A 12,755-nucleotide genomic window follows, 5' to 3' on the forward strand; every position below is an offset into this window, starting at 1 on the left:
TAAAAAGCCCGGTGAGTATAAACACCGGGCTTTTTTGCCGGATGGCGCTAACGCTTACCCGGCCTACGAAATAATGGCTTTTTGTAGGTCGGGTAAGCGCTAGCGCCACCCGACAACCTGTTTAACCAGCTACCGCAATGCGTTTCATATCAGTCATATAGCCACGCAGTTTCTGGCCCACTTTCTCAATAGCGTGGCCACGAATTGCTTCGTTCACATCACGCAGCTGTGCGTTGTCAACCGCGCCTTCAGCAATCGCTTTACCCAGATCGCCCGGTTGAATTTCAGTCATGAACGCTTTCAGCAACGGTACGCAAGCGTAAGAGAACAGGTAGTTGCCGTACTCGGCGGTGTCAGAGATAACCACGTTCATTTCATACAGACGCTTACGGGCGATGGTGTTGGCGATCAGCGGCAGTTCGTGCAGTGACTCATAGTACGCAGACTCTTCGATGATGCCGGAATCCACCATGGTTTCGAATGCCAGCTCAACGCCCGCTTTCACCATCGCGATCATCAGTACGCCTTTATCGAAGTACTCCTGCTCACCGATTTTACCTTCATACTGCGGCGCGGTTTCGAATGCGGTTTTACCGGTCTCTTCACGCCAGGTCAGCAGTTTCTTATCATCGTTCGCCCAGTCCGCCATCATGCCGGAGGAGAATTCACCGGAGATGATGTCGTCCATGTGTTTCTGGAACAGCGGCGCCATGATGGTTTTCAGCTGTTCAGACAGCGCATAAGCACGCAGTTTTGCCGGATTGGACAGACGATCCATCATCAGCGTAATGCCGCCCTGCTTCAGCGCTTCGGTGATAGTTTCCCAGCCGTACTGAATCAGTTTTTCCGCATATGCCGGGTCGGTACCTTCTTCCACCAGCTTATCGAAGCACAGCAGAGAACCCGCTTGCAGCATACCGCACAGGATGGTCTGCTCGCCCATCAGGTCAGATTTCACTTCCGCCACGAAGGAGGACTCCAGCACACCCGCACGATGACCGCCAGTTGCCGCCGCCCATGCTTTGGCAATAGCCATCCCTTCGCCTTTCGGATCGTTTTCCGGGTGAACGGCGATCAGCGTCGGTACACCGAAACCACGTTTGTACTCTTCACGGACTTCAGTACCCGGGCACTTCGGCGCCACCATCACCACGGTGATGTCTTTGCGGATCTGCTCGCCCACTTCCACGATGTTGAAACCGTGGGAATAACCCAGCGCCGCGCCGTCTTTCATCAGCGGCTGTACGGAACGCACCACGTCGGAGTGCTGTTTGTCCGGCGTCAGGTTAACCACCAGATCAGCCTGCGGGATCAGCTCTTCGTAAGTCCCCACTTTGAAGCCGTTTTCGGTCGCTTTACGCCAGGAAGCACGTTTTTCGGCAATCGCCTCTTTACGCAGGGCGTAGGCGATATCCAGACCGGAGTCACGCATGTTCAGGCCCTGGTTCAGCCCCTGAGCGCCACAGCCGACGATGACCACTTTTTTACCCTGAAGGTAGCTCGCGCCATCGGCAAATTCATCGCGGCCCATAAAGCGACATTTACCCAGTTGCGCCAACTGCTGGCGCAGATTCAGTGTATTAAAGTAGTTAGCCATATCTGTAACTCCATGATGTTGTGTCGTGCTTATTGTTCGGTTCGCTTGCCGTGTCTTTGCAAGAGAGAATGAACTCACTATATGACAGGAAATTTATTGCGGAAATTGATATATTCACAACATCACATTGCAATTTCTGCAACGTAGACATCGGGAGTAACGCCAGTGGATTTACGCGATCTGAAAACCTTCCTGCATCTGGCGGAAAGTCGCCATTTTGGCCGCAGCGCGCGGGCAATGCACGTTAGCCCTTCCACGCTCTCCCGGCAGATTCAACGCCTCGAAGAGGATCTCGGCCAGCCGCTGTTCATTCGCGATAACCGTACCGTCACGCTCACCGAAGCGGGAGAAGAGCTGCGAACGTTTGCCCAGCAAACGCTGTTGCAGTATCAGCAGTTACGCCACACCATCGACCAACAAGGCCCGTTGCTGTCGGGCGAGCTGCATATCTTCTGCTCGGTCACCGCCGCTTATAGCCATCTGCCGCCCATTCTTGACCGTTTCCGGGCGGAGCATCCCTCTGTGGAAATCAAACTCACCACCGGCGATGCCGCCGATGCGATGGAAAAAGTGGTGACGGGCGAGGCGGATCTGGCGATTGCCGGTAAACCGGAAACCCTGCCCGGCGCGGTCGCGTTTTCAATGCTGGAGAATCTGGCGGTGGTGCTGATAGCTCCCGCATTGCCTTGCCCGGTGCGAAATCAGGTCTCAGTGGATAAACCCGACTGGTCAACAGTGCCGTTTATCATGGCCGATCAAGGCCCAGTGCGTCGCCGTATTGAGCTGTGGTTCCGCCGTCAGAAAATCAGCAATCCGTCGATATACGCGACGGTCGGTGGACATGAAGCGATGGTGTCGATGGTCGCGCTCGGCTGCGGCGTGGCGCTGCTGCCGGAAGTGGTATTGGAAAATAGCCCTGAACCCGTGCGTAACCGCGTGATGATCCTGGAGCGCAGCGACGAGAAAACGCCGTTTGAGCTGGGCGTTTGCGCACAAAAAAAGCGGCTGCATGAGCCGCTTATTGATGCGTTCTGGAACATTCTGCCCAACCACTAGCCGGATGGCGGCGCAAGCGCCTTATCCGGCCTACGGCTCAAAAGAACGTAGACCTGATAAGCGCAGCGCCATCAGGCATTTTCCCGAACACCCTAACCCGCCAGGAAGAACCGGAACGCCGGGTTATCGCTTTCGTTGTGGCACTCATAGCCCAGCTCATTCAGCCGGGTTTCGAAATCAGGCTCGTTTTCGCCCAGTTCAAATGCCGCCAGCACACGACCATAGTCGGTGCCGTGGCTGCGATAGTGGAACAGCGAAATATTCCAGTGCGTTCCCAGCGTGTGCAGAAACTTCAGCAGCGCGCCGGGCGACTCTGGAAATTCGAAACTGTACAGACGTTCCTGCAACGGTTTCGATGGGCGTCCGCCAACCATATAGCGCACATGCAGTTTCGCCATTTCGTCGTCGGAGAGATCCACCACGCTGTAGCCGCCTTCATGCAGCAGCGCGAGAATCTCTTTGCGCTCTTCCAGTCCACGGCTCAGACGGACGCCGACAAAAATGCAGGCATCTTGAGCGTCGGCAAAACGGTAGTTAAATTCGGTAACGGAACGGCCGCCCAGCAGCTGACAAAACTTCAGGAAGCTGCCTTTCTCTTCCGGGATAGTCACCGCCAGCAGCGCTTCGCGCTGTTCACCCAGCTCGCAGCGTTCAGACACATAGCGCAGACCATGAAAGTTCACATTCGCGCCAGAAAGCACATGCGCCAGGCGTTCGCCGCGAATATTGTGTTGGGCGATGTATTTTTTCATCCCCGCCAGCGCCAGCGCACCGGAAGGTTCCGCCACCGCACGCACATCCTCGAACAGATCTTTCATCGCTGCGCAAATCGCATCGCTGTCGACGGTGATAATGTCGTCGAGATATTCCTGGCACAGACGGAAGGTTTCATCGCCGATACGTTTAACCGCCACGCCTTCGGCAAACAGTCCCACACGCGGGAGATCCACCGGATGACCGGCATCCAGCGCCGCTTTCAGGCAGGCCGAATCTTCCGCTTCAACGGCGATCACTTTGATTTGCGGCATCAGCTGTTTGATGAGCACCGCCACGCCTGCCGCCAGTCCACCACCGCCAACCGGCACGAATACGCGGTCGAGATGCGCATCCTGCTGGAGCAGTTCCAGCGCCAGCGTGCCCTGCCCGGCAATCACCATCGGATGATCGAACGGCGGAACCCAGGTGAAGCCCTGCTGTTGCGCCAGCTCGATAGCTTTCGCTTTCGCTTCATCAAAGTTCGCGCCGTGCAGCAGCACTTCCCCGCCAAACCCACGCACCGCGTCCACTTTGATATCGGCGGTCGCCAGCGGCATCACAATCAATGCTTTCACACCCAAACGCGCGGAGGAGAACGCCACGCCCTGAGCATGGTTACCCGCCGATGCGGTGATAACGCCGTGGGCTTTTTGTTCTTCGGTGAGCCCCGCCATCATCGCGTAGGCTCCGCGCAGCTTGAAGCTGTGTACAGGCTGCCTGTCTTCACGCTTCACGAGAATAACGTTGTCGAGGCGCGAAGAAAGTTTTTCCATTTTTTGCAGCGGCGTCACCTGCGCTGCTTCATATACCGGCGCGCGGAGTACCGCACGCAGGTACTCCGCCCCTTCCGGGGCGGCTGACAGGGGTTGCGACTCGGCCATCATCAACCTCCCAGCTTCGATTTATCGCGTACCGCGCCTTTATCGGCGCTGGTCGCCAGGCTGGCATAAGCACGCAGCGCAAAGGAGACCGGACGCTGACGATCTTTCGGCGTCCAGGCTTTATCACCACGGGCTTCCTGCGCTTCGCGACGCGCGGCGATTTCCGCATCGCTCAGTTGCAGTTGAATACCACGGTTTGGAATATCAATAGCAATCATGTCGCCATCTTCGATGATGGCAATATTACCGCCGCTGGCCGCTTCCGGTGAGACGTGACCGATAGAGAGGCCAGACGTGCCGCCGGAGAAACGGCCATCGGTGATCAGCGCACAGGCTTTACCCAGCCCCATCGATTTCAGGAAGGTGGTCGGATAGAGCATTTCCTGCATACCAGGCCCACCCTTAGGCCCTTCGTAGCGAATAACCACCACATCACCGGCAACCACCTTACCGCCGAGGATCGCCTCAACCGCATCGTCCTGGCTTTCATAGACTTTCGCCGGGCCGGTAAATTTCAGGATGCTGTCATCCACGCCTGCGGTTTTTACGATACAGCCGTTTTCAGCAAAGTTACCGTAGAGCACAGCCAGACCGCCATCTTTGCTGTAGGCATGTTCCAGCGAGCGAATGCAGCCTTCGGCGCGGTCGGTATCCAGCGAATCCCAGCGGCAATCCTGCGAGAACGCCTGCGTCGTGCGGATACCCGCCGGGCCTGCACGGAACATCTGTTTTACCGCTTCATTCTGGCTGACCATAACGTCGTACTGCTCCAGCGTTTGCGGCAGCGTCAGACCCAGCACGTTTTTTACATCGCGATTCATCAGCCCGGCGCGATCCAGCTCGCCCAGAATACCCAGCACGCCGCCTGCGCGGTGGACGTCTTCCATGTGGTATTTCTGCGTACTTGGCGCGACTTTACACAACTGTGGAACCTTGCGGGAAAGCTTGTCGATATCACTCATGGTGAAGTCGATTTCCGCTTCCTGCGCCGCCGCCAGCAGGTGTAAAACGGTGTTGGTCGAACCGCCCATAGCGATATCCAGAGTCATGGCGTTTTCAAACGCCGCTTTACTGGCAATATTACGCGGCAGTGCGGAAGCGTCATCCTGCTCGTAGTAACGTTTAGTCAGCTCAACAATGCGCTTACCGGCATTGAGGAACAGCTGCTTGCGATCGGCGTGGGTTGCCAGCAACGAGCCGTTGCCCGGCTGCGACAGGCCCAGCGCTTCCGTCAGGCAGTTCATTGAGTTAGCGGTGAACATCCCGGAACACGACCCACAGGTCGGGCAGGCGGAGCGTTCGACCTGATTGCTCTGATCGTCAGAAACTTTCGGGTCCGCGCCCTGAATCATCGCATCAACCAGATCGAGCTTGATGATCTGATCGGAAAGTTTGGTTTTCCCGGCTTCCATCGGGCCGCCGGAGACAAAAATTACCGGAATGTTCAGGCGCAGCGAGGCCATCAGCATCCCTGGGGTGATTTTGTCGCAGTTGGAGATACAGACCATCGCATCCGCACAGTGGGCGTTCACCATGTACTCCACCGAGTCGGCGATCAGTTCGCGAGACGGCAGTGAATACAGCATGCCCCCGTGACCCATAGCGATGCCATCATCCACGGCAATGGTGTTGAACTCTTTGGCGACGCCGCCAGCGGCTTCAATCTGTTCGGCGACCAGTTTACCGAGATCGCGCAGGTGAACGTGACCCGGCACAAACTGGGTGAATGAGTTCACGACAGCGATGATCGGTTTGCCAAAATCGGCATCGGTCATCCCGGTGGCGCGCCACAGCGCGCGGGCACCCGCCATATTGCGACCATGTGTGGTTGTGGCGGAACGATACTTAGGCATGCGTAATTTACTCCCAGTGTCTGTCTGTTAAATGGGACGGTGCGTGCCGTCCCATTTATTTTTAATTTATGGATTTACCTGATCCAACCAGCCCCATTTATCTTCGGTTTCACCGGTGAAGAGGCCAAAGAATGCTTGCTGAATACGTTTAGTGACCGGACCGCAGCGGCCTTCGCCTACCTGGATACCGTCCACGCTGCGAACCGGTGTGATCTCTGCCGCAGTACCGGACATAAACACTTCGTCCGCCAGATACAGAGATTCGCGAGACAGCACCTGCTCACGCACTTCGATATCCAGCTCTTTCGCCAGCTTGATGATCGCATCACGGGTAATACCTGGCAGCGCGGAGGAGGTAAACGGCGGGGTAAACAACACGCCATCTTTCACTTCAAACAGGTTTTCGCCTGCGCCTTCGGAAATATAACCATTCACATCCAACGCGATACCTTCCTGGTAGCCATGACGACGCGCTTCACTCCCTACCAGCAGTGAAGAAAGGTAGTTACCGCCCGCTTTTGCCGCTGTCGGAATGGTATTTGGCGCTGCGCGGTTCCAGGAAGAAACCATCGCATCGATCCCCTGATCCAGCGCTTCTGCGCCCAGGTATGCGCCCCACGGGAACGCCGCGATGATGACGTCAGTGCTGTACCCCGGAGGCGGGTTAACGCCCATCCCCACATCGCCCACAAACACCAGCGGACGAATATATGCGCTGGTCAGGTTGTTTTTACGGATAACATCGCGGCAGGCTTCCATCAGCTCATCAACGCTCTGGGAGACGGGAAAACGATAGATTTTGGCTGAATCATGCAAACGCTGCATGTGTTCACGATGGCGGAACACCACTGGACCTTTGTGAGAGTCGTAGCAACGGATCCCTTCAAACACGGAAGTACCGTAGTGCAGTGCGTGGGACATCACATGAACCTTCGCATCTTCCCAACGAATCATCTCACCATTGAACCAGATGTAATCAGCTTTTTTCGTCGTCATTTTTCTTCCTTTTGCGCTCAGGCGCGGATTTGTTGTGATGTGGTTGTGCTCTGGCAGATAGCAACATGTGCAACATCTACCAGTTTACTTAACTGACTAAACAGTAAGTCGACCGACCGGGGGCTGGCAACGGTCAATTCGATATTTATATTTTGCGCATCGGTGGCGGCTTCCATATTCATGGAGCACACCTGAAAACCACGGTGGCGAACCACGCGTAAAACACGTTCTAACGTTTCCGGGTTGAAACGAGCTGCCACATTGACCTGATGTTGCATCATGATAATTTCTCCAGCATTTCTGAGTTACTGGCGCCAGGCGGCACCAGGGGCCAGACATTCTCAAGTTCGTCGATTGAGACATGAAGCAGGTATGGCCCATCACTGTTCAGCATGGTGTCGAGCGCCGCTTCAACCTGGTCTTTACGGGTGATGTGTTGGCCAGGAATGCCGAAGGCGCTGGCTAACATGAGGAAATCGGGGTTATCGGTAAGGGTGGTTTCGCTATATCGTTCCTGGAAAAACAGTTGTTGCCATTGTCGAACCATGCCTAACCGCTGGTTATCGAGTAAGACAATCTTCAACGGCAACTGCTTGCGTTTTACGGTGCCCAACTCTTGTACATTCATCATGAAAGAGCCGTCACCGGAGATACAGATAACGGTATCATTCGGCCTCGCAACCTGCGCGCCAACCGCCGCAGGCAGGCCAAAACCCATCGTACCTAAGCCGCTGGAGGTGATGAAATTCTCGGGGCGCGAGTACGTCATATGTTGCGCAGACCACATCTGATGCTGGCCCACATCCGTTGTCACCACGCTGTCTGCGGGTTTACGTTCCGACAACTGTTTTAACAGCAGCGGCGCATAGATGGCTTCACCGGGATGATCGTAACGCCAGGCGTGCTCAGTACGCAGTTCAGCATTGTGCTGACGCCAGGCGTCAATATTTAACGGTTGCTGTAACGCGGGCAATAATGCGTTCAGATCGCCCTGCAACGCGACATGCGCCTGACGCAGTTTGTTCATTTCCGCCGGATCGATATCCATGTGGATCACGCTGGCGTTCGGCGCAAAGGTATTCAGCTTGCCCGTCACCCGGTCATCAAAACGCGCCCCTACGGCAATCAGCAGATCGCACTCCTGCACCGCAAAGTTTGCCGCTTTGGTGCCATGCATCCCCAACATACCGAGATAATACGGATAGCCGGCATCCACCGCACCCAGGCCTTTTAACGTGCAGGTCACCGGCATTTGCGTCGCAGCGATAAATTCGCGCAGCGCGAGTACGGCCTGCGCCATGCCTACGCCGCCGCCCACGTACAGCATCGGTTTTTGCGCCTGCGCCATCATCCGACGCGCCTGCTCAACATCCGCGTGCGGGAAAGCCGTTTCGTTTTCAACGGTGGTGAAATACGGCTCCAGTGAACCATTGGCTAACTGGATATCTTTGGGGATATCAACCAGAACAGGGCCAGGACGACCCGAGTTCGCAACCCGGAAAGCCTCAGCCATGATGCGCGGCAGCTCTTCCAGCGACTGCACGAGGAAGCTGTGCTTAGTACATGCCAACGACAGCCCCAGCACATCAACCTCCTGAAAAGCGTCCGTTCCGATGAACGGAGCGGAAACCTGACCCGTGATGGCAACAACCGGCACGGAATCTAACAGTGCGTCAGCCAGACCGGTTATCAAATTGGTAGCGCCAGGGCCGGACGTGGCGATACAGACGCCCGTTTTGCCCGTTGAACGCGCATAGCCGATTGCCGCCATCGCCGCACCCTGCTCGTGACGACACAACAGATGTTCCACGCCGCCGTCATACAACGCATCGTAAACCGGCATAATTGCGCCACCGGGATAACCAAAAACGGTTTCAACGCCCTGTGCTCGCAAAGCATGTACCACCCACTGTGCCCCATTCATAGCTACATCCCCGCCGTAAATCTGGAGAAACAGAATTTTATGCTATTAGTCATTATCTGCTCCTCGTTTATGTTTTTAAGGTCAAAAAAAACCCCCGGACCTTTCGGTGCGGGGGTCTTAGTTCGTTAAGGCTTGATTTCTAAGCCTTTCCTCGTCCAAGTGCAGCCCCGCACGGTGGGATAATAATCACCACCACGCTAATCACGACCAGGCTAATCACTCGTAGAAGGGCTGTCATTTTTGTCTATTCTTGCATCTTGTTCGAAGGAATGCCTAAAGAGTTACCATAGCTTTCGCCAATAGCACAAGATATTTTTATTTTCATTTTTCTGACGCAGCTAACGGTTTAGCAAAAAATCATTGTTTTTTATACAAAAAACAGGAAATGAAAAATTTTCACTTTTTGCCTCATAAACAGCAGCAACCCCCATCTTTTTTCGCATCTGTTATTTTTTGCGAGCACGCTTCCGAACAGCAAAGCATATTTTGAAAAGGCGATAAAATTACCTGAATATGCGCCGAAAATTAACAATCGTGCAGGATATTTCTGGTTTTTAATGCAGCATAATTCTCTCAACGGGAGGAGTTATGTCACTGTCGATTGTTCACACACGCGCCGCACTTGGCGTTAATGCGCCGCCAATAACCATCGAGGTGCATATCAGTAATGGCCTGCCGGGTTTAACAATGGTTGGGCTACCTGAAACGACGGTAAAGGAGGCCCGGGATCGGGTTCGCAGCGCAATCATCAATAGCGGGTATGAATTTCCGGCGAAGAAAATCACCATTAATCTGGCCCCGGCAGATTTACCCAAAGAGGGCGGTAGATATGATTTACCTATCGCAATTGCGCTTCTGGCGGCGTCAGAGCAACTTACAACAAATAAGCTTAATGAATATGAACTGGTGGGCGAACTGGCCCTTACAGGTGCGTTACGTGGCGTTCCAGGCGCGATATCCAGTGCAACCGAGGCGATTCGGGCAGGCAGACATATCATTGTTGCAAAAGAGAATGCAACAGAAGTTGGGCTAATCAGCGGAGAGGGATGCCTGATTGCAGATCATCTGCAAACGGTATGCGCATTTCTGGAAGGGAAACGGGATCTTGAGAAACCAGTGTCTACCGATTCTGACGCCTGTTTACTGCATGACGATCTCAGTGATGTTATCGGTCAGGAACAGGGGAAACGAGGCCTGGAAATCACGGCCGCAGGAGGGCACAACCTGCTGCTGATAGGCCCGCCAGGTACGGGAAAAACCATGCTGGCCAGCCGCATTAATGGGCTACTGCCATCATTAAGCGACAAAGAAGCGCTGGAAAGTGCGGCGATTCTCAGCCTGGTGAACGCCGATACGGTACAAAGGCAGTGGAAACGGCGTCCTTTCCGCTCGCCTCATCACAGCGCGTCATTAACGGCAATGGTAGGGGGAGGTTCAATACCCGCGCCAGGAGAAATATCGCTGGCGCACAACGGTATTCTGTTTCTGGATGAACTGCCTGAGTTTGAGCGACGCACGCTGGATGCGCTGCGTGAACCTATTGAGTCTGGTCAGATACACCTTTCGCGCACCCGGGCAAAGATCACCTATCCTGCGCGCTTCCAACTGGTTGCAGCGATGAATCCCAGCCCGACCGGTCACTATCAGGGGAACCATAATCGCTGTAGCCCGGAACAGACGTTGCGCTACCTCAGCCGTTTATCCGGCCCCTTTCTCGATCGATTCGATCTCTCGCTCGAAATTCCCCTGCCACCGCCCGGTATACTCAGTCAGGCAGCGGTTAAAGGCGAGGACAGCGCTACAGTGAAAGTACGGGTGATATCCGCACGGAAACGCCAGTACGAACGACAGGGGAAGCTAAACGCCCATCTGGACAGCCAGGGTATACGAAAGTACTGCTCTCTACACAGTGATGATGCGCACTGGCTGGAGGAGACGCTGATACATCTGGGATTGTCTATACGAGCCTGGCAGCGCTTACTGAAGGTTGCCCGTACCATTGCCGATCTGGAACAAACGGAGAATATTACACGCCTGCATTTGCAGGAGGCTGTGGGCTATCGGGCAATAGACAGGCTACTGATTCATTTACAAAAACTACTGACGTAAAAAAAGGGCATTTCGCCCTTTTTTTATTAATCGTCAGATTCGGTGTAGTCTTCCGCACCTTCCATCTGCGGTTTACCGCCAGACAGAGTGTGGAAACGTTTTGGACGCTTAATACGCGTCATATATTTAGACCAGACGCGTTCTGCTTCTGTCACCGGCTCACGTTCGCCACGGCATACCGCGACAAACAGTCTCTCTTCTTCGGTTACTGGCTCACGTTTCCCCAGATCCAGCTCATTGAAGGCATAACCATGACGTTCAAGCAGTTGTGCCTCTTTGATGGTGAAATCACCATGACGAGAGAATCCGCGTGGATAATATTTGTTGTCGAAATATCGATTAGTCGTCGTAAAGCTTTCCGCCATCCTGCACGCTCCTAATTCTTTGGCCGAGCTATTTATGGCGCGGAGTATTAGTTACGCTTGACAGAGTGTAAAACAAAAGATTTAAATCATTACGACAAATAATTTTGTGGAGAGCGTTGTGGATACGGAATTGTTAAAAACTTTCCTGGAAGTTAGCCGGACACGCCACTTTGGACGAGCGGCAGAAGCGCTCTACCTGACCCAATCGGCGGTCAGTTTTCGGATAAGACAACTGGAAAATCAGCTTGGTGTGAACCTGTTCACCCGGCACAGAAACAATATCCGCTTAACCGCAGCAGGTGAAAAGCTACTACCCTATGCAGAAACGCTGATGAATACGTGGCAGGCGGCACGTAAGGAAGTGGCGCATACGTCGCGGCATAATGAGTTTTCTATCGGTGCCAGCGCTTCTCTGTGGGAGTGCATGCTCAATGGCTGGCTGGCACGCTTATATCAGTCTCTGGAGCCGCAAGCCAGTCTGCAATTTGAAGCCAGGATCGCTCAACGCCAGTCGTTAGTAAAGCAACTCCATGAACGTCAGCTTGATCTGCTCATTACCACCGAAGCGCCAAAAATGGATGAGTTTAGCAGTCAATTGCTGGGACATTTCACACTCGCATTGTATTGCAGCAGCCCATCACAGATGAAAGATGAATTAAATTATCTGCGTCTTGAATGGGGGCCTGATTTTCAACAGCATGAAGTGGGTTTGATTGCGAGCGATGAGGTTCCCGTTCTTACCACCAGTTCAGCTGAACTGGCGAGACAGCAACTGTCTGCTCTTAATGGATGCAGCTGGCTTCCTGTTGGCTGGGCCAAAGAAAAAGGCGGGCTTCATACCGTTGCCGACAGCGCTACGCTTTCACGCCCGTTATATGCAATATGGCTACAAAATAGCGATAAACATACGTTGATCCGCGATCTGTTAAAAACAAACGTCCTGGAAGATTAAAGGAACAGCAATGGCAAGGATGCCGGGAAAGGAGTTGAATGGATATGCTGGGGGCCGTTTTTCAGGCAAAAAAAATCCTTAGCAAATGCTAAGGATAATTTTCTGGCAGGGGCGGAGAGACTCGAACTCCCAACACCCGGTTTTGGAGACCGGTGCTCTACCAATTGAACTACGCCCCTAATTAGGGTGGCGGAACGGACGGGACTCGAACCCGCGACCCCCTGCGTGACAGGCAGGTATTCTAACCAACTGAACTACCGCTCCAC

12 protein-coding genes and 2 tRNA genes are annotated in these 12,755 nt (G+C 54.1%); 3 read left to right on the plus strand and 11 right to left on the minus strand.

Features of this window, described 5'->3' with window-relative positions:
- Positions 1–121: 121 nt before the first annotated feature.
- On the minus strand, positions 122–1,597 hold the full coding sequence (gene ilvC / locus OGX75_RS04130; protein ID WP_012131124.1) for a ketol-acid reductoisomerase: 1,476 nt from the start codon (positions 1,595–1,597) through the stop codon (positions 122–124).
- Positions 1,598–1,762: 165 nt separating this feature from the next.
- On the opposite strand from ilvC, the gene ilvY reads away from it, so the two are divergent.
- Positions 1,763–2,653 carry an HTH-type transcriptional activator IlvY gene (gene ilvY / locus OGX75_RS04135; protein WP_286451073.1) on the plus strand — a complete coding sequence of 297 codons (891 nt, stop codon included), beginning with the start codon at positions 1,763–1,765 and terminating at the stop codon, positions 2,651–2,653.
- A gap of 92 nt (positions 2,654–2,745) precedes the next feature.
- Here ilvY and ilvA read toward each other — a convergent pair whose 3' ends face one another.
- From ilvA to ilvL, 7 genes are all read right to left on the minus strand, one after another.
- A complete protein-coding gene (ilvA, locus tag OGX75_RS04140; RefSeq protein ID WP_024130092.1) occupies positions 2,746–4,290 on the minus strand; it encodes a threonine ammonia-lyase, biosynthetic in 1,545 nt (514 codons plus the stop codon).
- A gap of 2 nt (positions 4,291–4,292) precedes the next feature.
- Positions 4,293–6,143 (minus strand): dihydroxy-acid dehydratase, encoded by a 1,851-nt coding sequence (ilvD, locus tag OGX75_RS04145; RefSeq protein WP_024130091.1) that lies wholly within the window; start codon positions 6,141–6,143, stop codon positions 4,293–4,295.
- Between the two features lie 66 nt (positions 6,144–6,209).
- Positions 6,210–7,139: a branched-chain-amino-acid transaminase gene (ilvE, locus tag OGX75_RS04150; RefSeq protein WP_012131120.1), complete on the minus strand. Its 930-nt coding sequence runs from the start codon at positions 7,137–7,139 to the stop codon at positions 6,210–6,212.
- Positions 7,140–7,156: 17 nt separating this feature from the next.
- Positions 7,157–7,420 carry an acetolactate synthase 2 small subunit gene (ilvM, locus tag OGX75_RS04155; RefSeq protein ID WP_012131119.1) on the minus strand — a complete coding sequence of 88 codons (264 nt, stop codon included), beginning with the start codon at positions 7,418–7,420 and terminating at the stop codon, positions 7,157–7,159.
- On the minus strand, positions 7,417–9,063 hold the full coding sequence (gene ilvG, locus OGX75_RS04160) for an acetolactate synthase 2 catalytic subunit (protein ID WP_286451074.1): 1,647 nt from the start codon (positions 9,061–9,063) through the stop codon (positions 7,417–7,419). Before ilvG ends, ilvM begins: the two co-directional genes overlap by 4 nt.
- Before the next feature lie 2 nt (positions 9,064–9,065).
- On the minus strand, positions 9,066–9,116 hold the full coding sequence (gene ilvX, locus OGX75_RS21210; protein ID WP_202401504.1) for a peptide IlvX: 51 nt from the start codon (positions 9,114–9,116) through the stop codon (positions 9,066–9,068).
- Positions 9,117–9,202: 86 nt separating this feature from the next.
- A complete protein-coding gene (gene ilvL / locus OGX75_RS04165) occupies positions 9,203–9,301 on the minus strand; it encodes an ilv operon leader peptide (protein WP_001311244.1) in 99 nt (32 codons plus the stop codon).
- A gap of 350 nt (positions 9,302–9,651) precedes the next feature.
- Between ilvL and OGX75_RS04170 the strand changes: the two genes are divergently transcribed.
- The gene (locus tag OGX75_RS04170) at positions 9,652–11,172 is read left to right on the plus strand and encodes a YifB family Mg chelatase-like AAA ATPase (protein ID WP_047460055.1); all 1,521 of its coding nucleotides are present in this window, start codon (positions 9,652–9,654) and stop codon (positions 11,170–11,172) included.
- A gap of 26 nt (positions 11,173–11,198) precedes the next feature.
- Here the strand turns inward: OGX75_RS04170 and maoP are convergent, their stop codons facing one another.
- Entirely contained in the window at positions 11,199–11,537 is a 339-nt protein-coding gene (maoP, locus tag OGX75_RS04175; protein WP_012131115.1) for a macrodomain Ori organization protein MaoP, read from the minus strand.
- Between the two features lie 106 nt (positions 11,538–11,643).
- On the opposite strand from maoP, the gene hdfR reads away from it, so the two are divergent.
- Positions 11,644–12,489: an HTH-type transcriptional regulator HdfR gene (gene hdfR / locus OGX75_RS04180; protein WP_012131114.1), complete on the plus strand. Its 846-nt coding sequence runs from the start codon at positions 11,644–11,646 to the stop codon at positions 12,487–12,489.
- Between the two features lie 103 nt (positions 12,490–12,592).
- Here hdfR and OGX75_RS04185 read toward each other — a convergent pair.
- Together OGX75_RS04185 and OGX75_RS04190 are read right to left on the minus strand one after the other, a co-directional pair.
- Positions 12,593–12,668, minus strand: a tRNA-Trp gene (locus OGX75_RS04185).
- Positions 12,669–12,676: 8 nt separating this feature from the next.
- Positions 12,677–12,753 (minus strand) — tRNA-Asp (locus tag OGX75_RS04190).
- Positions 12,754–12,755: the final 2 nt, after the last annotated feature.

The organism is Citrobacter sp. CK199 (assembly GCF_030333285.1).
GTDB lineage: Bacteria > Pseudomonadota > Gammaproteobacteria > Enterobacterales > Enterobacteriaceae > Citrobacter_B > Citrobacter_B koseri.

Bases quoted from the DNA above. Each gene is read 5' to 3' on its own strand.
- ilvE (WP_012131120.1), bottom strand. From the start codon at position 7,139: ATGACGACGAAAAAAGCTGATTACATCTGGTTCAATGGTGAGATGATT.
- ilvC (WP_012131124.1), bottom strand. From the start codon at position 1,597: ATGGCTAACTACTTTAATACACTGAATCTGCGCCAGCAGTTGGCGCAA.
- ilvM (WP_012131119.1), bottom strand. From the start codon at position 7,420: ATGATGCAACATCAGGTCAATGTGGCAGCTCGTTTCAACCCGGAAACG.
- maoP (WP_012131115.1), bottom strand. From the start codon at position 11,537: ATGGCGGAAAGCTTTACGACGACTAATCGATATTTCGACAACAAATAT.
- ilvL (WP_001311244.1), bottom strand. From the start codon at position 9,301: ATGACAGCCCTTCTACGAGTGATTAGCCTGGTCGTGATTAGCGTGGTG.
- ilvD (WP_024130091.1), bottom strand. From the start codon at position 6,143: ATGCCTAAGTATCGTTCCGCCACAACCACACATGGTCGCAATATGGCG.
- ilvG (WP_286451074.1), bottom strand. From the start codon at position 9,063: ATGAATGGGGCACAGTGGGTGGTACATGCTTTGCGAGCACAGGGCGTT.
- ilvA (WP_024130092.1), bottom strand. From the start codon at position 4,290: ATGGCCGAGTCGCAACCCCTGTCAGCCGCCCCGGAAGGGGCGGAGTAC.
- OGX75_RS04170 (WP_047460055.1), top strand. From the start codon at position 9,652: ATGTCACTGTCGATTGTTCACACACGCGCCGCACTTGGCGTTAATGCG.